23 protein-coding genes are annotated in these 22,856 nt (G+C 38.0%); 14 read left to right on the top strand and 9 right to left on the bottom strand.

What is annotated here, in order from left to right:
* Positions 1-143: 143 nt before the first annotated feature.
* The 3 genes from EBF12_RS00735 to dnaA form a co-directional block, all read right to left on the bottom strand.
* Complete coding sequence (locus EBF12_RS00735) at positions 144-1,343, bottom strand: MFS transporter (protein WP_121725955.1); 1,200 nt, start codon at positions 1,341-1,343, stop codon at positions 144-146.
* A gap of 78 nt (positions 1,344-1,421) precedes the next feature.
* Positions 1,422-2,396 (bottom strand): catalase, encoded by a 975-nt coding sequence (locus tag EBF12_RS00740; protein ID WP_121725956.1) that lies wholly within the window; start codon positions 2,394-2,396, stop codon positions 1,422-1,424.
* Positions 2,397-2,498: 102 nt separating this feature from the next.
* On the bottom strand, positions 2,499-3,830 hold the full coding sequence (gene dnaA, locus EBF12_RS00745; protein ID WP_121725957.1) for a chromosomal replication initiator protein DnaA: 1,332 nt from the start codon (positions 3,828-3,830) through the stop codon (positions 2,499-2,501).
* Between the two features lie 240 nt (positions 3,831-4,070).
* Here dnaA and ruvC point away from each other — a divergent pair, with 240 nt between their 5' ends.
* From ruvC to EBF12_RS00765, 4 genes are read left to right on the top strand one after another with little or no spacing between them, the layout of a single operon-like run.
* On the top strand, positions 4,071-4,532 hold the full coding sequence (ruvC, locus tag EBF12_RS00750; protein WP_415580022.1) for a crossover junction endodeoxyribonuclease RuvC: 462 nt from the start codon (positions 4,071-4,073) through the stop codon (positions 4,530-4,532).
* Positions 4,529-5,827 carry a hypothetical protein gene (locus tag EBF12_RS00755; protein ID WP_121725959.1) on the top strand — a complete coding sequence of 433 codons (1,299 nt, stop codon included), beginning with the start codon at positions 4,529-4,531 and terminating at the stop codon, positions 5,825-5,827. The genes ruvC and EBF12_RS00755 overlap by 4 nt, the downstream gene beginning before the upstream one ends.
* Positions 5,817-6,416: a hypothetical protein gene (locus EBF12_RS00760; protein ID WP_121725960.1), complete on the top strand. Its 600-nt coding sequence runs from the start codon at positions 5,817-5,819 to the stop codon at positions 6,414-6,416. Before EBF12_RS00755 ends, EBF12_RS00760 begins: the two co-directional genes overlap by 11 nt.
* A 1-nt stretch (position 6,417) precedes the next feature.
* Positions 6,418-6,741, top strand: a complete 324-nt coding sequence (locus tag EBF12_RS00765; RefSeq protein WP_121725961.1) for a hypothetical protein — start codon at positions 6,418-6,420, stop codon at positions 6,739-6,741.
* Here EBF12_RS00765 and EBF12_RS11365 read toward each other — a convergent pair.
* Positions 6,710-6,934: a hypothetical protein gene (locus EBF12_RS11365; protein WP_157979021.1), complete on the bottom strand. Its 225-nt coding sequence runs from the start codon at positions 6,932-6,934 to the stop codon at positions 6,710-6,712. The two genes, EBF12_RS00765 and EBF12_RS11365, sit on opposite strands and share 32 nt — an antisense overlap.
* A gap of 212 nt (positions 6,935-7,146) precedes the next feature.
* Here EBF12_RS11365 and mshL point away from each other — a divergent pair, with 212 nt between their 5' ends.
* Genes mshL through EBF12_RS00780 form a run of 3 tightly spaced genes read left to right on the top strand, consistent with a single transcriptional unit; the run spans position 7,147 to position 11,590 of the window.
* On the top strand, positions 7,147-8,940 hold the full coding sequence (mshL, locus tag EBF12_RS00770; RefSeq protein ID WP_121725962.1) for a pilus (MSHA type) biogenesis protein MshL: 1,794 nt from the start codon (positions 7,147-7,149) through the stop codon (positions 8,938-8,940).
* A complete protein-coding gene (locus tag EBF12_RS00775; protein ID WP_121725963.1) occupies positions 8,937-10,454 on the top strand; it encodes a GspE/PulE family protein in 1,518 nt (505 codons plus the stop codon). The genes mshL and EBF12_RS00775 overlap by 4 nt, the downstream gene beginning before the upstream one ends.
* Positions 10,451-11,590, top strand: coding sequence for a type II secretion system F family protein (locus tag EBF12_RS00780; RefSeq protein ID WP_121725964.1), 1,140 nt, complete (start codon positions 10,451-10,453; stop codon positions 11,588-11,590). The genes EBF12_RS00775 and EBF12_RS00780 overlap by 4 nt, the downstream gene beginning before the upstream one ends.
* Positions 11,591-11,606: 16 nt before the next feature.
* Here the strand turns inward: EBF12_RS00780 and EBF12_RS00785 are convergent, their stop codons facing one another.
* Positions 11,607-12,719: a DUF354 domain-containing protein gene (locus EBF12_RS00785; protein WP_121725965.1), complete on the bottom strand. Its 1,113-nt coding sequence runs from the start codon at positions 12,717-12,719 to the stop codon at positions 11,607-11,609.
* A 99-nt stretch (positions 12,720-12,818) separates the two neighbouring features.
* On the opposite strand from EBF12_RS00785, the gene thyX reads away from it, so the two are divergent.
* The 5 genes from thyX to EBF12_RS11555 all read left to right on the top strand — a co-directional run bounded on the left by thyX (position 12,819) and on the right by EBF12_RS11555 (position 15,752).
* Entirely contained in the window at positions 12,819-13,478 is a 660-nt protein-coding gene (thyX, locus tag EBF12_RS00790) for an FAD-dependent thymidylate synthase (protein ID WP_121725966.1), read from the top strand.
* Between the two features lie 432 nt (positions 13,479-13,910).
* On the top strand, positions 13,911-14,894 hold the full coding sequence (locus EBF12_RS11540) for a hypothetical protein (RefSeq protein ID WP_244196278.1): 984 nt from the start codon (positions 13,911-13,913) through the stop codon (positions 14,892-14,894).
* 20 nt (positions 14,895-14,914) lie between these two features.
* Positions 14,915-15,112: a hypothetical protein gene (locus EBF12_RS11545; protein WP_244196279.1), complete on the top strand. Its 198-nt coding sequence runs from the start codon at positions 14,915-14,917 to the stop codon at positions 15,110-15,112.
* Complete coding sequence (locus tag EBF12_RS11550) at positions 15,076-15,468, top strand: hypothetical protein (protein WP_244196280.1); 393 nt, start codon at positions 15,076-15,078, stop codon at positions 15,466-15,468. The genes EBF12_RS11545 and EBF12_RS11550 overlap by 37 nt, the downstream gene beginning before the upstream one ends.
* Positions 15,469-15,533: 65 nt before the next feature.
* The gene (locus tag EBF12_RS11555) at positions 15,534-15,752 is read left to right on the top strand and encodes a hypothetical protein (RefSeq protein WP_244196281.1); all 219 of its coding nucleotides are present in this window, start codon (positions 15,534-15,536) and stop codon (positions 15,750-15,752) included.
* 16 nt (positions 15,753-15,768) lie between these two features.
* Here EBF12_RS11555 and EBF12_RS00800 read toward each other — a convergent pair whose 3' ends face one another.
* Genes EBF12_RS00800 through EBF12_RS00815 form a run of 4 tightly spaced genes read right to left on the bottom strand, consistent with a single transcriptional unit; the run spans position 15,769 to position 19,066 of the window.
* Positions 15,769-16,389, bottom strand: coding sequence for a hypothetical protein (locus EBF12_RS00800; RefSeq protein ID WP_121725967.1), 621 nt, complete (start codon positions 16,387-16,389; stop codon positions 15,769-15,771).
* Positions 16,386-17,156, bottom strand: coding sequence for an MlaD family protein (locus EBF12_RS00805; RefSeq protein WP_121725968.1), 771 nt, complete (start codon positions 17,154-17,156; stop codon positions 16,386-16,388). The genes EBF12_RS00800 and EBF12_RS00805 overlap by 4 nt, the downstream gene beginning before the upstream one ends.
* 24 nt (positions 17,157-17,180) lie before the next feature.
* Positions 17,181-17,963: an ABC transporter ATP-binding protein gene (locus EBF12_RS00810; RefSeq protein WP_121725969.1), complete on the bottom strand. Its 783-nt coding sequence runs from the start codon at positions 17,961-17,963 to the stop codon at positions 17,181-17,183.
* Positions 17,960-19,066, bottom strand: a complete 1,107-nt coding sequence (locus EBF12_RS00815) for an MlaE family ABC transporter permease (RefSeq protein ID WP_121725970.1) — start codon at positions 19,064-19,066, stop codon at positions 17,960-17,962. The genes EBF12_RS00810 and EBF12_RS00815 overlap by 4 nt, the downstream gene beginning before the upstream one ends.
* A gap of 280 nt (positions 19,067-19,346) precedes the next feature.
* On the opposite strand from EBF12_RS00815, the gene dnaN reads away from it, so the two are divergent.
* Positions 19,347-20,408, top strand: a complete 1,062-nt coding sequence (dnaN, locus tag EBF12_RS00820) for a DNA polymerase III subunit beta (protein ID WP_121725971.1) — start codon at positions 19,347-19,349, stop codon at positions 20,406-20,408.
* 38 nt (positions 20,409-20,446) lie between these two features.
* Positions 20,447-22,765: a DNA topoisomerase (ATP-hydrolyzing) subunit B gene (gene gyrB, locus EBF12_RS00825; protein WP_121725972.1), complete on the top strand. Its 2,319-nt coding sequence runs from the start codon at positions 20,447-20,449 to the stop codon at positions 22,763-22,765.
* The last annotated feature ends 91 nt before the right edge of the window (positions 22,766-22,856 follow it).

Genomic DNA, 22,856 nt, shown 5'->3' on the forward strand with positions numbered 1-22,856 from the left:
CACGCATAGGACGGATAAAGTCTTTATAGAGTGGGTTATTTTTAACAAGTTGTTTTAATGTGGATTTTAGTTGCATAAAAGCTCCTTTGGGGAAATGAAATGGTGGAATGATACTATATTTTGATTAAATTAAAAATATCAAACTAAGACTTGGCAACTTGCCTTTTTCTATAATCCCACACAAGAAAAATATACGCACTTAAGAGCAAGATAATACCATTAAGATTTAACATAAAAGGTATGCCGCCATATCGCACAAGGGGCTGTGTGATAAAGGGCGAACAGAACTGCCCCATAAACACACTTGCTGATAAGAATCCTGCTGCCCTAGCCCTTTCACGCTCCTGTGCTACGCTTAAAAGCCACGAGCTATTATTCACAAGGATAATGCCAAGCCCAGAGCCAATAAGCACAAGAGCAAAAAGCAAAATCTCATAACTTTGCACAATACCTATGAGTAAGAATCCGCTCCCAATGCTGCCAAGCGAGATAAAATACAGCACAAAAACGCTGAATCTTGAACGCAGTCTCGCATAAAAAAGTGAAAGAAAAGCCGTGCAAAGTGAGCTTACCGCCAAACTCACACCGATAAGATTCCCGCTTTTATTGAGATTATGCGTGATAAAGTGCGGTATTTGGGTAGGCATCACATAAAACATACTCATCGCATAAAATGAAAAAAGATAAATAGGCAAGAATCTAAAAAAATTAAACTTTGATTCATTCTTGCTGACGGGAGTAGGCACATTGCGTTGTGGCTCAAATAGCACAAAAACCGCCATAAGCAGAATAAGAAAGCCCGAAGTATAGACCAAAAAGGGATACCGCCAATCCACATCGCTTAGCACCCCACCTAGCACCAAAAATACAGCTCCACCCCCTGCCATAAAAAAGCCCTGCAACCCTAAAGCCCTTTCACGCCTTGCCCCTTGGTAATAATCCCCCACCAACGCACTTACAGAAGTCATCACAAAAGCCGTTGCTATACCAAAGATAGCCCTTGAGATAAGAATAAGATAAATACTAGATTCTAAAAAGAATCCACTAGCCCCACTCACACTCCATACAAATATCGCCGGATACAAAAACCGCAGCCGCCCATATCTATCTAGCAAAAATCCACTCAAAGGTGCAAATATCATAATAAATAATGCAGGAAGCGTCAGCACAAGACGAGAGAGCATATCAATATGTGGAATATGGCTAAATTGCTCTTCAAAATGCGGGATAGAAGGTGCGATAATCGTGCCACCTAGCACGGTCATTGAGGCGGTAGCAAAAAGGGCAGTTTGGAATATTATAGAATCTGTGAGTTGTGTTGTTGTGTTTGGCTTATTTGACATATACACTCCTACTATACTTTTATGCTCCGCAAAATAGTTAGGGATCAGCCACTCTTTAGCCTTACCTCCCCCTTGCTCTTACTGCCTTCTACCAAAAGTGATTCCATAAGTCTCATTGCGTATGTCAAATAGCGGATCTTTTGGAGCTTCTACACCATTTGGTAGCATACTTGGCATAAATACATCGCCATTACACACATCGCCCCTATGTTCTTTTACAAGCAAAGTGCCAACCTCAATTTCCTTATGCTTACCGCTCCAAAGGGCTGTGGTATCATCGGTTTTGTCCTTAGGATTTGCTAGGACTAGAATCATCTTATAAGCAATCGGGGCTTTTTTAGCCTTTTCTTTAAAATCAGATTCTAAAAAGTCATTGCTAAGTTTTTGCAATTCATTTTCTTTGAGATAGGCTACGCCACTTGCTGGGACAAATTTAAATCTCGCTGGAATGAGTTTGTTCTTACTATCCTTAAAATAAAATGTGTGAATGCTATGATACATTGTATTTGCCACACTGCCTGTTATACCGACATTTTTCATATATTCTTCAAAGTTTTTGTATGATGCGACCTCACTTGTTCTCTTAGTGATATAGGCGGTATCTACCTTGTCATCTTTTGGGATTCTCATCGCAAAAAATTCGCCAAATTCCTGTGGATTCTTCGCAAAGTTAATCTCCGTATTTAGCATAACAATTTCCCATTCATCTTGCTGCCCTTGAATTTTTAGAGCCATACCTCTAGGCTTTGACTTATCGCTAAGCATCGCCCCACCGAGTGAATACCGCACAAGCGTATTAATGCTCTTTTCCTTTAGCAAGGGGATATTTAGCGTTTTTGTAATGTTATCTACCGGGATAAACTCCCCATTCGCACAAAAGCCCTTTGTATGATTAATCTTTTTATGCGGGTCTTTAGAATCCCCATTCAACGCATAAAATACATCAGCAATGCCCTCTGCATCATATTGTTTTGCCTCATTTGCATAAGCTGACACTGCCGCAATAAGCAAACCTGAAACGATACATTTACCAGTCTTTCTTAAGCAAAACATTTACAATCCTTAGTGTTGAAATAAAAGCACAATCCTACAATATTTTTATGTTGAATCTGCAAATTAAGATTCAAATCTCGCATTATCCCAACCAAGCCAAAACTAAGCATTATCCATACTCTGCTGAATCCCGCTCTTAAGCTCTTCAACCAAGCCTTTTATAGCTGAATCTGTAGCTATCTCATCTTCAATAGTGGCAAGTGCCTTGCTCACAGAGCTGTGGTCTTTCATATTAAGTTCTTTTGCAATCATTGGCATAGAATTAATCGTCAAAGCCCGAGCCAAATACATCACCACCCTGCGTGCAAATGCCACTTTACGACTTCGCCCTTTACCTACAATCTCGCTTGGCTTGATGTTAAGCTCTTTGCCAACAAACTTGATAATATTTTCAAGCGTAATGCCCTCTAAGCGTTCGTTTTGATAGTTTTTCAATACATTCTTAACCACCTTCAAGGCATTTGCTTCAGGAGATAGATTCATATGCGTATTTATAGTAGAGAGAATCCCTTCAATCTGGCGGATATTGCCATAAATATTTGAAGCAATATATTCAATCACTTCTTTATCAAAATCAATACGATTAATTTGGCACTTCAGCTCAATAATAGAGATTTTTGTCTCAAGCTCTGGATTTGTAATCTCCGCCATAACACCACCCTCAAAACGCGACCGCAACCTATCTTCTAGCCCTTTAATTTCCTTTGGCGGCTTATCACTTGTCATAATAATCTGTTTTTGTGTGCTGTATAGAGCATTAAAGGTATTAAGCACCTCTTCTTGCACCCCTTCTCTACCGCCAAGAAACTGCACATCATCAATAAGGAGATAATCACATTTACGATATTTTTCACGGAAGCTATCCATTGTGCCTCGCCTCAACCTATCAATAAAATCATTCAACAGCTCTTCAGCAGTCGTATAAAGCACATTTTTATTCTGCTCTTTGACAACATTCCCCACAGCGTGGAGCAAATGCGTCTTGCCAAGCCCAGATTTTCCATAAAACAAGACAGGATTATAAGCTAGAGCCTGTTGCCTAGCGACAACTTTTGCAATCGTATAGGCGTGTTCATTTGACTTGCCAACGACAAATTTTTCAAAAGTATAAAATGGATTTAAAGAAAGTAAATTTTGTTGAAAATGAGTTTGTATTTTATTGAAGTTTAAACTTTTCACATTCTGCTTTTTTTCTTTAACTTTTATGTGAATTTCTGGGCGAATCCCATTAGCATTTTCCTCCATAAACGCATCGGCGATAGATTCTAAATAGTTACTTTTTATCCAATTTGCTACAAATATATTAGGCACATAAAAAACCTCTAAGTCCGTCCTTGAGGCACTTTCATCATACTCCATAAGGGAGATATAAGAGCTGTATTCCAAATCCGATAGCTTATTTTTAAGTTTTTTTAATATACTATCCAAATGCAATTTATTTCCTAAAGTGAGATGCATAATCTTTAATTCCACGATGTGAATAAAATGTGAAAAGTCAAGAAATCTTTTAAGGTTATTGCCTTAAAAAGTGGAAGTGAAATCATAATGAAAAAATCTTTTAATTTGGATTAAATCGTGTATATTTTAGGTATAGATCCCGGCAGTAGGAATTGTGGCTATGCTATCATTGATGTGCCACATCTCCCACAAAATACTCCCACCACACACCCACCAATGAGACAAGCACAGAATCTTAGGCTTCAACCACAAAGATTAAGACTTGTGGAGGCTGGGATTATTAAAATCAAAGAACGAGCCTTGCAGGAGCAAATTGTAGAGTTTGTGGAAGGCATTGACTTGGTGCTAAAGCAGTTTCACATTGATGAGGTGGCTATTGAGGATATATTTTTTGCCTATAATCCAAAAAGTGTGATTAAACTCGCACAATTCCGCGGGGCATTGAGCCTAAAAATCCTCCAAGATATTGGTAATTTTGCCGAATACACACCCCTACAAGTCAAAAAAGCCATCACAGGCAATGGCAAGGCAGACAAAGCACAAGTTGCCTTTATGGTAAAAAAAATCCTAGGTATCAAAGGCGAAATAAAGCCGCTTGATATTACCGATGCACTCGCCATTGCCATTACACATTCCCAACGCGTAAGCTTAGAATCTAGCCTCAAATCAGCACGATGAAAACGCTTTATTTTTTAGATACCAAAGCCACTTATGCCCTAGCCAATGATACCATTACTCAGCTAGACCATCATAAAAAACGCTGCTTTGATATTGTCTCGCTTGACCCAAATGCCCTTATTCACAGCTGCATTGAAATAGACAAAAAAGATTCTAGCAAGATTCCCACTTTACTTTATGTCAAAGCAAGGCAAAAAGGCATTCTTACCTTGCTAGATGAATCTTATACGCATTATTTTTGCGAACGCGAACATTTATTTGATGAACAAAAATGCGTGTATGAGAGCTTTTTTTACGCTAAAGATAAAAATCTCAAATCACGCATTATTACAAGCGATATATTTTTGCCCCTTGCACTGCCTTGCTATAATGATTTTATCGTGCTTATCCCACCTTATTTGTGCTATTTTGAAAATACCACCTTTAAAGAAGCCCTTAAAATAGAAACGCTTTCTAACATAGATTCAAATACACATCTATATGAAAATCTCATCTCGCTTATTGCCTATCCGCAAGAAGCCTATCATAAGGACTTTGACACACTTTATTATTTTACCGATAAACAATCTTTGCTCGATTCATTACTCACCTACAATGCCACCAACACCGCACAATCTCTCCCCACTCTACTCCCCCTTAGCCACATCACAGAACAAAGCAAGAATCTTGACTTTTACACCCTAAGAGCCTATCTTGGCTTTGAGTATGCACTCAAGCATAAAGCAAATTTACAATCAAGCCACAAATCACATTTGCCAAATTTTACGCCACAGCCATCTACTTATGCGAGATTCTTCCCACTTTTACTTGTGTGCATTGTTCTTTTTGTCTTCATTATTCCCATTGCACTTAAATTTTACAACCACCATTTGCAAAGCCAAATTACAGCCCTAAACACACAAAATGAAATGCTTTTTGCCCCACCTGATTCGCTCTCACAAGCCCAAGATATTCACACCCTAACGCTTAGACACACAGCACTTTCATACACCTTGCAGGAGCTAGAATCTTGGCAGAGAGACTATCCCAAACGCTACGCTTTTATGGAGAGCATCTTTTCACAATGTGCCACAAATGATATTCAGCTAGAATCTGTGAGTTTTGCTTTTGCTCAAAGCCATTTTGTCGCCACACTAAGGCTTAAGAGTAGCTCAAGACTTGATACTTCAGCCTTTTTAGCAAAGCTCAATTCCAACACGCAATACGCCTTTTTGCAACAGAGTTTAGATTCTACAGAATCTAGCACACACGAGCAACACACCTCACACATCATCGTGGTGCAAAATGTCCTCTAAAATCCAAGCCCTTATCACACGCTTTCTTTCCACAAAAACAAAGCGTGAAAAGATTCTACTGCTTGTTGCAGTGATTGTGCTTTGTGTGTTTGTTATGATGGAGTTTATTTATCTACCACTTTTGCAAACCCAAAGCACCCTTTTACAAATCCACAGCCACAGCCTTGCGGAGTTTGCCCTCTCTACAGATTCTATGCACTCTCTTAAAGAGCAACAGCGAAAGCAAACTGATGAAGCTAAAAATTTGCAAGAGCAAATCACCACATTGCAAGAGACGCTAAATCATACAGCCACGCAAGAGCCATTTTTAAATCCCTTTGCCCTTATCCCTCATCTCATCACTTTTGCTAAAAATGAAAATCTCACCCTAAATGCCTTTCACCCACACCCAACACTTAACGCCCTAGATATAGAGGGTAGTGGGGAGTTTTGGCAGATTCTAAACTTACTTTCTTTCTTAGAATCTCATCACTTTTTAAGCCTAGAATCTTTGCAGCTCACTTCACAAGAAAACAATCAAATCCATTTTTATATGCTTGTTATGGATATTCGCCAAGTCTCACTGCAAAAGCAAAGCCCAAAGGAATAATGTGAAAAAATATGCTTTTATTTTGATTATTTTTGCTCTAAGCCAAGCCATAGAATCCCCTTATAGCACATCTACTAAGCACAACATACAAGAATCACTCCAAGCTCTAACAAACCCATTCAAACACAATGATTCAGGGCAGAATCTACAACTTAAAGCCATTGTCAATAACAAAGTGCTATTAAACCAAGAGTGGCACAAGCTTGGAGATGTGGTGGAGGGCTACACTATCATCGCTTTGCACCCTCAAGCCATTATCCTACAAAAATCAAGCAACCGCTTCAAGCTATCATTCAATGGTGAGCTAGAAAAGCTAGAACCATAAAAGCCTTAATCACAGCGTTTAAAAAGTTACAAGATTCCACACAAAGGCTTAAAAACAACGAGCTATTATTTACAATCCCGCGTAAAATTGTAAAATCAAGGAATGCCTTAAGAATTAAGAATCTAGATTCTAAAGACTCGTGAGTGCTTTTACGCTTAAGGCACGACCTTAAGCGTATAAAATAAAATCGCACGCAGTGCCACCTCTTAAAGCGTTGTAGGGGGTGAGCGGCACGACTGCGAACGATTTTTAAGGGGGAGGGAGCGATTTCGCGTGCAGTAGCGAAGCTACACTTGCAAATTTAAGCCCCTCCCCCTTAAAGAAAAAAGAATCCAAATTCTAAAAAAACATTTTGCTACGCTAAGGAATAATATTGAGAGAATCTAGATTCAAAAATGGGGGAATATGAAACAATCAAAACCTTACCAAATCCCTGTGCTTGTGCGGATATGTGGGATATTGTTTTTATTTTTACAAACTAGCCTAGCTTGTAATACCCCCATTAATATCCACTCCGGAAGCAATGTCGCCCTAAGCAAAATCATAGAGGAAATCGCCTCAATCTGTCATCTTAATGTCATCTATCTCCAAGAGCAAACACAATCTATGCTTGATAGCAAGAAAACTTCCATTCATATCAACAATAAACCCCTGCCCCAAGTCCTAGATAGCCTATTAAAAAGCAATGACTTTCACTACACTTTGCAAAAAGACACCTTGCAAATTGGCTTTTTGCTCACAAAAACTTTTGAGATTAGCTACATTGCTACAACACGCGTTGGCTCAAGCAATACCGACATTGTCTTTTCACAGGATAATCAAACACTCTCACCCTACAACACCCACACAAACGCACCGCTTGGCTTTTCAAACTTTGAGATAGAATCTCAAGCCCACAAAATGGCGATGAATAAAGCCACATCAAATACACAAACTATGGGCAAGAGTGGGACGAAAATTTATAGCATTGATGAGATTGACTTTTGGGGCGAATTACAAAATGAAATTACCGGGGTAGCCTACGCTCCGGGCGATAGCTATCAGCCCAAAAAAGAGGAGCTTAAAGGCAAAAAAGACATCATCATCAATAAAGCCGCGGGGCTACTTACCATTACGGCTACGCCAAAGCAAATCCGCCGCGTAGAATCCTATCTCGCCACGCTTAATAATAAGATTCAAAAACAAGTGCTGATTGATGTGTATATTTTTAATATCCAACACAGCAATAACCAAACCTATGGCATAGACTGGAATGAGTTTTACAAACTTGGCAATCTCTTAACGCTCCCGCCAAATGCTGAAGGCTCTAACAATGCCCTTACAGGCATAAATAATGGCGATTTTGCTATTAGCATTTTTTCACAAGGAGTGAGCATTAACCGCATTGTTGAGTTTTTACAAACCTATGGCAAGGTGCAGTCTGTTTCTAATCCAAAAGTTTTGACGCTTAATAACCAACCTGCCATTATATCCGTTGGCAGTGTGCTTCGCTACTTTCAAAACACTACTTATCAAACCACCACGCAAGGCACTTCTATCCAAAACCTTTCTCAAACCTTCCCTTCTGTCTTTGCGGGAATCTTGCTTGATGTAACGCCAAGTGTGAAAAATGACAAAATCATTTTAAAAATCAACCCCTCAATCACCAAAACCAAAGACATCTCTATTGAAAATCAAACCACCGCCCTAGAATCCCCGCCAAACCTCTCCACAAAACAACTCTCCTCTCTCGTGCAGGTTAAAGATGGGGAAAAAATAGTCCTTGGTGGATTGATAGATAAAACTGAAGGGCAGATTCTACGCAAACTCCCCATTTTAGGCGATATACCGCTTATAAAATATCTCTTTAGCTATAAGAAAAACATCAAAGAAACCCAAGAAATGGTGATTATCATATCCCCACATATTGTGCGATTAGACGCAAGAGAGCAAGAACAAGATAAAATTGAAGAGATTATAAACTTTACAAAGGAATCTGATTTTAAGCCACAAGATTCAAAAAATACTACAAAAGATTCTGCCTCGCAAGATTCCACAATAGATACTGACACACATTCCACTCCCCAAAATAAGCAAGATTCTACACAAAGCCTAGAATCTCCATTAGAATCTCAACCCAACAAGCAAGACTCCACACTTTCACAACCCTTAGCCTACAAGACAGATAGTCTCATACCTCCACACAAAGCCCATATATGAATCCCAATAGCCTAAAACCCATTAATCTCCACACCATTACGCTAAGCCAACCCTGCCTACTCGCACTAGATTCTAAATTTATAACAAAGCACAAATGCCTTATTTTTGACTTGCAAGACTCTCACATTTCCATCGCACTCTCTTGTGAAAATGCACCGCTTGGGCTTATCACAAATCACATCAATTCACTTTTTCCGCATAGGCATTTGGAGTTTTTTCTCGCCCCAAATGAAAGCTTTGAAGTACAGCTAGAATCCATTACAGACTTTCAAGCCTTTAAAAAACTTCAAGACAATCTACTTTTTCTCCTGCAAAGCCAAAATCACCACGATGACGATGAAAGAGCAGCCATAGCATTGCTTGATTATATTTTAGAGCTTTGTATTAAGCATAGGGCGAGTGATATACATTTTGAATCTCAAGATTCTATCCATTGTGTTAGAATCCGCGTAGATGGTATGTTGCGAGAGATTTTAAAGCTACAAGAAGCGGTATTTGAATCTTTGAGTGCGTGTTTAAAGCTTGAGTGCAAACTTGATATAAACCAAAAACGACAAGCCCAAGATGGACGCTTTAGCCGAGTTTTTGACAGCAAAGCTTTTGACTTTCGGCTTTCTGTTTTACCCACTTTTAGCGGAGAATCACTCGTGCTTAGAATCCTGCATAAAAATGCAAAAATCGCCACACTTCAAGAGCTAGGATTCCACAAGTTACCATTGCATCTCATCACGCATTTTGCCAACTCCCCAAGCGGACTAATACTCCTATCAGGTCCCACAGGCAGCGGAAAATCAACTACTCTTTATGCGATTTTAGAATCTATAAAATCCCCTAGCAAAAAAATCATCACGCTTGAAGACCCCATAGAATACCGCATACACAACACAACGCAAGTGCTTGTTAATGACAAACACCATTTTGGCTTTTCAAATGCGTTAAAAGCCTTGTTGCGACACGATCCGGATATTTTGATGATTGGTGAGATACGCGATGAAAATAGCCTTGATATTGCCATGCGTGCGTCTTTAACAGGGCATTTGGTGCTATCTACCATTCACGCCAATGACTCTCTAAGCGTGATTGAGCGATTGCTTGATATGGGAGCAAAGGATTATCTTTTAAGCTCTACTTTGCGGCTGCTTATCTCCCAAAGGCTTGTGCGGAGGCTTTGCCCTTATTGTAAGATTCCATTATCATTCCAGCAAATATGTGAAAAGTTTGAATCCTTTAAGCTTGAAACGCATATTTTAGAGCCATACAAAAATGCTAGATTCTACACATCTAGTGGTTGTCAGCATTGCTATATGCAGGGCTATAATGGGCGATTGCTCATCGCAGAATGCCTAGAAAACTCTAACCTCTTACAGCACTACATTCAAGCCCCACAAGATAAAGAAATCATCACAAAAGAGCTTCAAAAAGATGGGTTTGAAAGTATGTTTGAAGCAGGCATAAAGCTTTTAGCTCAAGGTCAAACCTCCTTTGAAGAAATTTATAGAGTGTGTCGGCTATGAAAGAGACAAAAGGCTTTTCAACTTTTTATCCCAAAGATTCTTCCCCACAAGAGCCAAATCCACTCTCCACTCCGCCTTTTTCCATATTCCAAAAACGCATCTCTACAAAAGATATAAGTATGCTCTTTTTGCAAATTGCTACTATGCTGCAATCTCACCTACCACTTTTACACATCATACAAATATGTGCGACAAACACTAAAAATGCAAGGTTAAAAGCGATTTTGCAAGATATAGCCTACCACTTGCAGTTAGGACAGAATCTCTCTTTTGGATTCAAAAAATATGCAAAAGTTTTTGGCGATATAAGCTATCAAATGATAAGCATTGGAGAAAAAAGCGGGGAGCTAAAAGAGATTTTTAATATGCTAAGCACTCATCTCACAAAAGAGCATAAAAACAAAAATAAAATAAAACGCGCTCTTTTTTATCCCACCCTTGTGCTGATAAGTATCATTGTTGCATTTGGTGTGCTTGTGGCTTTTGTGCTACCACAATTTTTAGAGATGTTTGCCTCTATGCACATAGAGCTGCCTATTTATACGCGGATTCTACTTGTTATTGAGCAATTTTTCACAGATTTTGGGCTTATTGTATTAGGGCTTTTGCTTGGGGTTGGGAGCTTAACTTGGTATGTATATAAAAACTCTCTTGGGTTTAAAACTCACATTCACGCCTATGCTTTAAATCTCCCGCTTATTGGGGCAATTATAAAAGCACATTTTTATTATCAATACACTTTTTCACTCGCCTTACAGCTCAAATCCGCCACGCCTATGGATCTAGCCTTATCTTTAAGCAAAGAAATAAGCAATCTCGCTTTGAAGGCAAAATATGAATCTGTGCTAGAATCCCTTAAAAATGGCAAACCCTTATCGGTCAGCTTAAAAGAGCAGAATCTGCTTGATGATATTGCTCTAGCCCTTATTAGTGCGGGGGAACAAAGTGGGAATCTAGCTCAAATGCTTGAAGTATGCTCCCAACATTTTGAAGAAATCACGGAAGAAAAAACCGATACGCTCATCTCTCTCATAGAGCCAAGCCTTAGCCTTGCTATGGGGATTTTGCTGCTCTTTTTGGCATTGGGGATTTTTGTGCCTATGTGGGATATGAGTGCATATGCTTTTGGAGCTTAGGATTCTCTTCAAAAAGCTACAACAACGCCTTGATATGCGAGATAAACATATCTATATCTATGCCATTTTTAGCAAAAAGAGAATCTTGCCTTTCGTATAAACGCGGTTTGGATAGAATATCTACAATGCCATCCACCGCTTCAGCAGCACTTTTAGCGTGTTTCATCAAAGCATTATCAAGCAAAAATCTATCGTGAAAAAGCAAAAGTGAGCGAGTGGAAATCACAGGTATGCCAAGATAACACGCCTCTAGATTCATAGTCCCGCCACCGCCTAAAAGCACATCAACAAAAGGATAAAAATCCTTTGGCTCTAGCTTATGGTGCAAAATCTTGAAGCGACTTTTTGCATCTTGCGGAAGCTCTGCAAGGCAAGATTCTAGCTCATCTTTACCATAGCGGGGCATACACAGCACATTGGCTTTAATCTTTTGAGCCAAAAGGGCAAAGCTCTCATAAATAATTGGTAACTTGTGCTTGACATAATGTGCCTTATACTCCTCTTCACGCACCAAAATAATAGGCAAAGCAGAATCTAGCCCTAGATTCTCACAAAATGCCTTTCTCTGCGAAGATTCTAGCTCATAATGCAAAGGAATAGAATCTAGCCATAATGCCACATCAATAAAGTCATATTCCACCACTTGAGTAGAATCTAGCCCCAAACTTGTATAACAAATCTCAGGCACGACAAAAGGGCGGAATACAAGATGGGAAAGCGGAAGTGTCAAGCGGGATAAAATCGTTACAGATTCTAAAGAGAATTTTTCATCAGCCACCGGCGTATCAGCAAAATGCACCACCGGTATCCCTAGCCCATACGCACACTGCACTCCATCAACACTAGCTCCGGTGATAAAAATCTTTGGCATTGCATTAAGCCTTGCAAAAAGCTCCAAAAAGCCCTTTTGCCGATTGATTCTTGCTTCAAACTTACCTAGTTTGCTTGCCCCGCCATAGCCACCAACACAATAATGCTCTATGTTAAAAAGCTCTAAAAGTCTCAAACACTCATCATAGTTCTTACTCTCACGCGTGGTAACAATCACAGAATCTAAAGCCTTGAGTTTGGGTAAAATGGGCTTAAAAAACAGCACATATTTTGGGTCAATAATATCAAGCCAAATCATTTTTTGCCTTTGTGTTTTGCGTTTTGTGTTGTATTTGTGTAATCAAAAATGCGTTAAGATTCTAGCACAAGTTTAATCCAAATAATCTAGGAGAGCAATATGGCAGAACACGCCCCTTGTAAGATTGACATCACACTTTTACACTACACCCCACTACATATTTGTAGCAACGCCATTCGCACTTGTTGGCAGAGCTTTGATAAGGGCGATTGTGGGGGAGAGAAAGATAGAGAACTCATTGATAGAGTGGGGAATAAATTTAAACACGCAAGCACCTTGGAACATTTATTTTATAATTTTTATATTAAGGGTATTTCAAGGGCGTGTTTGCAGGAGCTTACACGGCATCGTATGGCAAGCTTTAGCGTGAAAAGCTCCCGCTATACGCTAAAAGAGCTAAAAGATGAGCCTAGCTTTTTGCCTATTGATGAGACAAATACGCAAAGAGCGGAAAGGTTTGTCGTTTTCACAAGTAATGAAAAAGTCAATCACGCTTCCATTCACGCCCTAGAAAATTTACGCCAAATTCTAGGTGAAAATATCAGCAACGACATTGCCAAATTTGCTATGCCAGAATCTTACCGCACGGAGCTTAGCTTTTCTATCAATGCTAGAAGTTTGCAAAACTTCCTATCCCTTAGAAGCTCAAAATCCGCCCTTTGGGAGATTCGTGCTTTGGCTTTAGCAATATTTGAATCTTTGCCAGAGGAGCATAAGTTTATTTTCACAGACTGCATAGCACAAAATCCTACGCATTAAAATCTAGCCTTGTGAGCTTTTTGAAAAAAACCAACAATACCAACTTACGCTTAAAGTATATCTTTAAGCGTGTAAAATTAATCGCACAAAGTGCCAACCTCTTAAAGCGTCGTAGGGGGTGAGTGGCACGCCCACGAACGCCCTTAAGGGCAATGGGCGGATATATAAGGGGGAGTGAGCGGTATATCTGCGAACCGACTTCGCATTTTTGCGTAAGCTACACTCGTGCGAAGCACTAGTCCACACTTGCAAATTCAAGCCCCTCCCCCTTATAAAAAACAATAAAATAAAAATAAAAAAACTTAGAATCTAAAAAAACATAAATACTTCGCTCACGCTCAATATGACAAAAACTTACTACATAGATTCAAGGAATTTAAACACTTAATGTATAATCCACGCTCTACATTGCACATTTTCTAAGGAGCCTTGATGTTGGTTTTGAAGCAATATATCCTTATCCTTTTTGTAGCCTTAGCAATGCTTTTTAGAGAGCTAAAATATGAGCTAGATGAACTAATAAGATTTAAAAGCCTTAGCCTTATGGAGAGTGAAAGATATTGGCGAATGATTTTTGCTGAAGTGATTTTAGTGCTGCTTTTAGGCGGGGGCTTAGGGGCGATATTGCCATTGCTTGGCTTTATAGATTCTAGCATTGTCAATGGCATTGTTATTATAATAGCGATTATAGGCATTGTGGGTGGCTTTGTGCTTTTTGCACTCAATGTAAGAATCACAACTAAAAGGCTAAAGACTTTGCATAAGGAATTGATAGAACAATCAGCTCGCCCCATAGATTCTAGCTTGGCAGATTCTAAGCCCTCTTATTTTTCACGCTTTGTTATCCGCTTTATTACACCAAAATATTTTTACATCTCTCTTGTGATTTGTGTGGGGTGTTTATGGGGTGTTTTGGCAGGGGAGATAAATCAATGGGAAAAGATTGCTACTATATTTTTTGCTGTGCTTGGTGCTTTTATAGGCTTATTTTATAGCATTATCCTTTTACCAAATCTCACAAAAGTTTTAGATATAAGGCAATGTAACCAAGATTGTAAAAAAAATGCTTTTAAGCATTGTGCTTTTCTGTGCGGGTTTTTGCTTATAGGCTTTAGTCCTATAATAAATTTTATCTATGCTTATGAATATTCTGTTTCTTTTCTTTATATACTTTATGGTGGAATTGGGCTTGTGCTTTTAGGGCTGTGGCAATATAGCGGGATATATATGAGAATCTGGCTTTTTATAGCGGCGTATAATGTTTTAGTATATTTGATTATAGCTTTACATATGCCATATTCCTTAGATTTTAGATATATGGCAGAAGAAGCAAAGCTCACACTCATCCTGCTATGTTTTTTGCCGCTTTTAATATGGCATATAAGGCAAAGGGCGTTTGTGGGGCTCTTGGCATAATATGGATATATAATCATATAGTGAATGGCTATTTTTTTGATGATGACTATATGTTTTTAGATAGTGTGATTTTTAATGCTATTACATTTTATATTTTTGCGATGATTGGCTTTTATTGCGTGAGATTTTTTAGTGAGAGTGAAAGCTTCTTTGGGAAATTGATAAGGCTATTTTCTAAGCTATGGATATATGGATATGCGGAAGTATCAGTGGGCTAATCTTTCTAGGCTTATTCTTTAATGGACTTGCATTTTTTGCGTTAGGCAAGGGCGTTGCAGCATTGCTTGGCTTCTCTCTTAGCTTAAGTTTGCAAAGGCTAAAAATAGAGTATTTTGCCTTGCTTTTGCTATTTAGCATATATGTGGGCATTTTCTTTTTTAAAAGTTTTGAGCATTTGCACTTTTTTGGCGAGTTTGCATACAATCCTTTCTACACGATACTTGGATTTGATTCTCTACTTGGCTATTTTGTTGTGTCCTTTGTTTTGCTTTTTTTGTTTATTCTCTCAAAGCACACAGGAGCAGATTCTACATATCAAGGCTTTATTCATCTTAGGCTTTGTCTTGTGCTATGATTTTGTTTTGTATAAAATATCTTCATATAGCCCTAAATAGTTATGCTTATAGCCTTTGGGGAGTAATGGAAATCTCCGTGTTTTTTATCATTACATTTAGCGTTGTGCTCTTGGGGCTATTTTGGCGGTATAATGTCTTATTTGCCCTAAGCTTTATGGGCTTAATGGCGGATTTTATATTTTTCCCTAGATTTAGTGTGTTTCTTATCCTACTCTTTTTTGGTGTGTTGTGGGAGATTAAGATTTTATTTTTTAATAGGCAAAAGATAGAATCTATAAGCTAGATTCTATTTAGAGCTTTTAGAGTTGCTTTAAGAGCTTGTCTATCACAAGCTCATTTGCTTTTACAAATTTTGTGGCAAAGCTTTCATCTTCTAGGTTTTGTAGCTCCACTTCTTGCGTGATAATACCGCTTTTGGTGCTTTGTGCTGATGAAGCATTAAGCACTTCATAAAATACGCTTATTTGAGCCTTATATTTGTCGCTATCTTCTATCACTTGTAAGCCAAGCAAAGAGACTTTCAAAATCTTACTTAGCTTTTGTGTGCCAAAGGGCGAGATTGCCACTTGAAAGCAGTTTTGTTCTAAAGCTTGTAGGAGATTAGATTCTAGCATTTGATTAGGAGAGTTTATCCATTTTTTATGCTGAAGTTGAGTGATTTGAAGCGTTTGTGCGTTGTATAAAATAATGGCATTATCATTAAAAGGTGCATTGGCATTGACTTGCAATAGCCCGATTTTACCTTTGCTTATTTTACCTTTATTTATTTGACATTTCACATCACTTGCTTGAGATTGAAGCTTTTGCAAACTTAAGTATGTTACATTTGGAATCTGTGAAGCGATTTTCACATCTACACAACCACCAAATATAAGTATCGCCACTATCCCCAACACGAAGATTCTATATTTTTTACTCATTTGCTCCCCTTAGATTCTGTATTTTGTTTGCCAAAAAGGCTATCATAGGGATTTTTATCCACCTTATCTACAAAATGCGTGAGCGTGTTAAAAAATCTACTCATATCTTGCAAACTCCCCTGCAACTGCAAAAGCGTAGGGCTTAGAATCTCACGCACATTATATTCGCCATTTTTCATATTTTTATCCATTTGACTACTAAGACTTGCTAGAGAACTTGTGCTACTTCTAAGCTCTTTTATCATTTCAGTGAGATTATTGAGATTTTCTTCATTAAAAGTGCGATTAAGATTAGCAAGTAAAGCCGTTATATCTTCACCAATCTCCCCAGCCTTACCTAGAATCTTATCCAATCCGCCCTTATCAAGCATAATCACCTTATTGCCAGATTCATCAGCTTGTAATATCTCGCCCTCGCCCTGAATGAGTGAAAGATAATTCGCCCCGGCTAGTCCTTGTGAAGCCACAACAACTTTTGCATTTTGCTTAATCTCAAGGTTAGAATCCACAAGCATTTCAATGGCAATAATACCACTTTTCATATCTTTAAAGCTCACGCTCTGCACCCTACCAACACTTATGCCCTTATAGCGAATAGGCGTATTTGTGCCTACTCCGCTCACCTCATCAGCACTGAAAGCATAATATCGCGTATATTTTGCTGAATCTAGCTCAAAGCGATTAAGCCAAAACACAAACATTATCATCAATATTAAAATGATAAAAAATACCGCTCCAATCCACACATACCGCACATTTCTTTCCATATTTACTCCTATTACTCTATGAGCTTATTGTGTATGTTCCATATCAAAATCTTGCCAAAATCGCTCTCCTCTTTTGCCTGAAAATATTTTAGCTTGATTAAATCCTTGCTTCTTTTGTGCGTAAAGCTCATTTAAACTCCCTTCAAACACTATCTTTTTATCCTCTAACAAAATAAGCCTATCAACACTATCTTTTATAGAATCCAAATCGTGTGTTACCATTACAATCGTGATGTTCAAAATTTCTTTGAGCTTTACAATAAGCCTATCAAACCGCTCTGCACTTTGCAAATCAAGCCCACTTGTAGGCTCATCTAAAAATAAAATATCAGGGCTTAAAGCCAATGCACGAGCCAATGCCACACGCTTTTTCATTCCGCCAGATAGCTCATAAGGATATTTATCTGCCACCTTAGAATCTAACCCTACTAAATCAAGCCACATTCTTGATAAACGCTCAATAGTAGCATTATCATAATGACTTTTTTGCGTGAGTAGAAAGCCAACATTATCCAAAACATTCATAGAAGAAAATAACGCCCCAAACTGGAACATCACTCCACAACGATTTAAGATTCTATCGCGTTTAGATTCTGCTATATCCCAAATATTTTCATCAAAAAATGTAATTGTGCCACTCTTTGGTTTTTCCAAAAATAGCATATTTTTAAGCAAAGTGCTTTTGCCACTCCCACTGCCACCTAAGATTCCAAATATTTCACCTCTTTTCACACTAAAGCTAATCCCATTGTGAATAATATTCTGTCCATACTGCGTATAAAGCTCTTCAACACGAATAATACTCATATATTTAACCTTGTAGTAATCACTGAAAAAATAGCATTTATCAAAATCACCCAAAAAATGGCATTAACCACACTTTTTGTCATCTCCAATCCCACAGATTCTGTATCACCCTTAACATATAGCCCACGAAAACACCCCACTAATGCTACCGCTGCACCAAAAAATGGAGCCTTTATCACGCCAACCCAAAAATTATTAATCCCCACATACTCATAAAATCGCTCCAAATAATGCACAAAATCTAATCCTGTTTGAATATTAATCGCCAAAAAACACGCAAATAAACTTACCGCATCAGCTAAAAACACAAGCAAAGGCATAATAATGACTAGAGCTAAGATTCTAGGTAATATGATGTAATCAAACAGGCTAAGATTCATCGTTTTTAACGCGTCATTTTCTTCAGTGAGATTCATTACACCTATTTGAGCGGCAAAAGATGATGAGCTTCTCCCAGCTATAACAATGGCTAAGATGAAAGGTCCAATTTCACGCAAAGAGAGCTTAGCGACAATCTCCACACTCATTAAAGGTGCGTCCATTTTTTCTAGCTGTAATACCCCTTGTAACATAATAGTATAGCTCACAATAAAGCAAATGAGTAATGCCACAGGCAAAGCTTTAAAGCCTGATTCATTGATATGATACATAATTGAGCCGAGTTTAAAATGCCTTAAATTCACACAAGAGCGGAAAAAGTAAAATAAGCACATTCCGCAAAAATTTAAAAAATCAAGGGTGTTTTGATAGAATCTTGTGATAAAACTTCCAAAACACAATAAAGATTCTACTAAAAAGGAATGTGATTTTTGAATCTCTAAGGATTCTTCTTTGGGTAGGGCTTGAGTAATGCTTTGAAAAATTTCTTGAGTTTGGGTATCTGCGTTTAAAATCTCATAGTCTTTGCCCTCTAAAAGCCCATAAATAAAAGCACAAAATACAAAATCCACCTTTGTAACCTGTGAAAAATCAAAAATGATTCTCTCATTTGCACTAATAAGTTTGTAAAGAGAATCTCTAAGCTTTTTATCAAGTGAATAATCGCACACCCCTTGAAGCTTTATAAGCATTTTACCACTTACAAAGCTCACTTTAAAATCCATACTTTTCCCTTTAATCTCTCTTAAATTGAACCCGAGATTATAACAAAAGCTTGTAATATTAAGTTACGCAGGATAAAAATCTCGCTCTTTATCCAAGCCAAAAGCCAAAAAATTATGCAAAAATAAGGATTTTTAGCTATAATCAGCGTGAAAATTTGTGATGTAACCTTATGCGTTATTCACACATTCAAATAAAGCTCTAGGCGGTTTTAGAAGCAGTTTTTCACTTTTTCACTTCTCCTACTACCCCTATTACAAATTTATATCTTAAAGGACATTTATGAAAATCTCACTTCCAAAAAGTTTGCTTGAAACAACACTCACAAACTGCCAAAATTTCCTTGATAAGAGAGATAGGTCGCAAATCACATCTCACATTTATTTTGAAACCAAAGATGATAAGCTTATACTTAAAGCTACTGATTATGAGATTTGGCTTGAATCTTACATCAATGTCCCCTCTCAAGCTCAAGGTAATGCTACGGCAAATGGGAAGCAGATTCTAGATATTATCAAACGCTTAAAAGATGGCGATGTAAGCCTTGAAGTCAAAGAAGATACACTCCATATCTCACAAGGACGCTCACGCACTAAACTTCCTATGTTTAACGCTGATGAGTTTCCCAAATTCCCAGAATATGATAACAACGCACAAATCAATATAGAAGCTCAAAAATTCCTCACTTCACTTAAGAAAATTAATCCTGCTGTTGATACAAATAACCCAAAATACGAACTTAACGGCTCTTTACTTGATATTAGAGAATATAGCTTTAACTTTGTTGCCACGGACACACGGCGTTTAGCTGTGATTGAATATAAATCTCAATCCGTTAATGCTCTTTCTCTTATTATCCCTAAAAAGGCAATTAATGAGATTTCTAAACTTTTTATAGATTCCCTTGAGATTTATCATAATCCCACACATCTTATTTTGAAAAATGACGAATACACTTTCTATACAAAGCTCATTAATGGAAAATTCCCTGATTATGAAAAAATCATTCCTAAAGATTTTAAACATAAAATTGTGTTACCAAAGGATAAATTTGTTGATGCCTTGCAATTTGTAAAATCCCTTGCAAATAATATTAAAATCACATTTAGCCTTAATGAAGTGCTTTTTGAATCTTTAAATGAAGAAAGCGGTGAAGCTTCTACACAAATTGAAACACAAACAGGCATAGAATCTTTAACTTTAGGGATTAATTCTAAATATATCCTTGATTTTCTCTCACAAATTGATGGGAATGAATTTACTTTCTGTATCAATGAGCCAAATACCCCATTTATCGTTGCTTACGAAAATTTTTCTACCGTTATTATGCCTACGATTCTATAAGAATCTAGGCTTTTATTTTCTTCTCTTGGAGTTTATATATGGAAAAAAAAGAATATCAAGCAAGTAATATTAAAGTTTTAAAAGGCTTAGAAGCGGTGCGAAAACGCCCGGGAATGTATATTGGCGATACAAACTCCGGTGGTTTGCATCATATGATTTATGAAGTCGTGGATAACTCCGTAGATGAAGCTATGGCAGGGCATTGTGATAGAATCAATATTACGCTCACAATGGAAGGCAGTGCCATTATTGAAGATAATGGACGCGGGATTCCCGTAGATATTCACCCAACTGAAAATCTCCCTGCAGCTACACTTGTGCTTACAACACTCCACGCTGGAGGGAAGTTTGACCAAGATACTTATAAAGTCTCGGGTGGTTTGCACGGGGTGGGTGTATCTGTCGTCAATGCTCTCTCTAAAAAGCTTATTATGACAATTAAGAAAAATGGACATATCTACCGCCAAGAATTTGCCAAAGGGATTCCACAAAGTGAGCTAGAAATTATCGGTAATACAAAAGAGCACGGCACGATTATAGAGTTTTACCCTGATGGTGAAGTAATGGAAGTGCTAGAATTTGATGCTGAAATCCTTACTCGCAGATTCAAAGAAATGGCATATCTTAATCACAATATCACTATTCATTTTAAAGATGAACGCACAGGGCAAGAAGAATCTTATCATTTTGATGGCGGTTTAAGACAATTTATCCAAGATGTGAATAAAAAGCCTCTTGTTTCCTCAATCATTAGTTTTGAAGCTTTAGAGCAAGAAACTGAAGTAGAGATTGCCCTTGCTTATAATGATGGCTATGATGAGAAAGTTTTGAGCTTTGTTAATAATATTAGAACGCCTGATGGTGGGACACACGAGGCAGGATTTAGAGCGGGACTAAGCCGTGCAATTATGAATTATATTGAAGCCAACGCCAACACACGAGAGAAAGATTCTAAAGTTACAGGCGATGATGTGCGTGAGGGGCTTGTAGCGATTATCTCTACAAAGGTGATTGACCCACAATTTGAGGGACAGACAAAAGGCAAACTAGGCAGTGCGTTTGTTAAACCTATTGTGCAAAAGCTCACTTATGAGAAACTCGCTAAATTCTTTGAAGAAAATCCCCTTGAAGCTAAAATCATTATGCAAAAAGCCATTATGGCAGCTCGTGGGCGAGAAGCAGCAAAAAAAGCACGAGATCTAACACGCAAAAAAGAAAGCTTTTCTGTAGGGACATTACCGGGCAAACTAGCAGATTGCCAAAGTAAAGATCCTAGAGAATCTGAGATTTATTTGGTTGAGGGAGATAGTGCTGGTGGTAGTGCGAAACAAGGGAGAGATAGAGCATTTCAAGCGATTTTGCCATTGCGTGGGAAGATTCTCAATGTGGAAAAATCTAGACTTGATAAGATTCTAAAAAGTGATGAAATTAAAAATATGATTACTGCTTTTGGTTGTGGCATAGGAGATGAGTTTAATATAGAAAAGCTCCGCTATCATAAAATCATCATTATGACTGATGCCGATGTAGATGGTAGCCATATCCAAACGCTTTTAATGACATTTTTCTATCGCTATTTGAAGCCTTTAGTAGAAAATGGGCATATTTATATCGCACAGCCCCCACTCTATCGCTATAAAAAGGGTAAGACGGAGATTTATCTCAAAGATGAGAGGGCATTGAGCGAGTATCTTATAGAAAATGGTATTGGAAATTTTAGCTTTGAGGGCATTGGCAATAAAGAGCTTTTAGAAGTGCTTAAATTCATCTCGCATTATCGCTCTATCCTAAAAGAGCTTGAGAAACGCTATCCTATGATTGATGTGGTGCGGTATCTTGTGGAAAATGAGCATTTAGATAATCTCTCTTTAGATGAGCTTAGCCAAAATATAGAATCTTATCTTCAATCACAAGAATGCAATATTTTAAATAAAATCACAAGTGAAGAGCAAATCACGCTTTTTGTGCAAACAAAAATGGGGCTTGTGGAGATAGGGATAAATGATAGCTTGTTTATGGATAATTTCTTCCAAGAAGCCCGATTTATCTATAAAAAAATCGCTGATAGGAATTTAGACTTTTTAAAGGGCGAAGGGCTTATTGCGTTTTTAGAAAAGATTGAAGAGAGTGCGAAAAAAGATGCCTATATCCAACGCTACAAAGGCTTAGGCGAGATGAATCCAGACCAGCTATGGGAGACAACGATGACACCTGCAAACCGCACACTTTTACGCGTAAAAATTGATAATGATGCGGATACTGATGAGATTTTCACACTTTTTATGGGTGATGAAGTAGAGCCAAGACGAGCCTATATCCAAGAGCACGCCAAAGATGTAAAACACTTAGATGTGTGATTCACATCTTAAAACTGCTAAAATTGCTTTAATCGCCTCTGCAATCCCCTTGACAAACACTAGGTGTCAGGCTTTATAATATGTTCTAGAT

Origin of the sequence: Helicobacter labetoulli (genome assembly GCF_003670275.1) — a bacterium.
Classification (GTDB): domain Bacteria; phylum Campylobacterota; class Campylobacteria; order Campylobacterales; family Helicobacteraceae; genus Helicobacter_C; species Helicobacter_C labetoulli.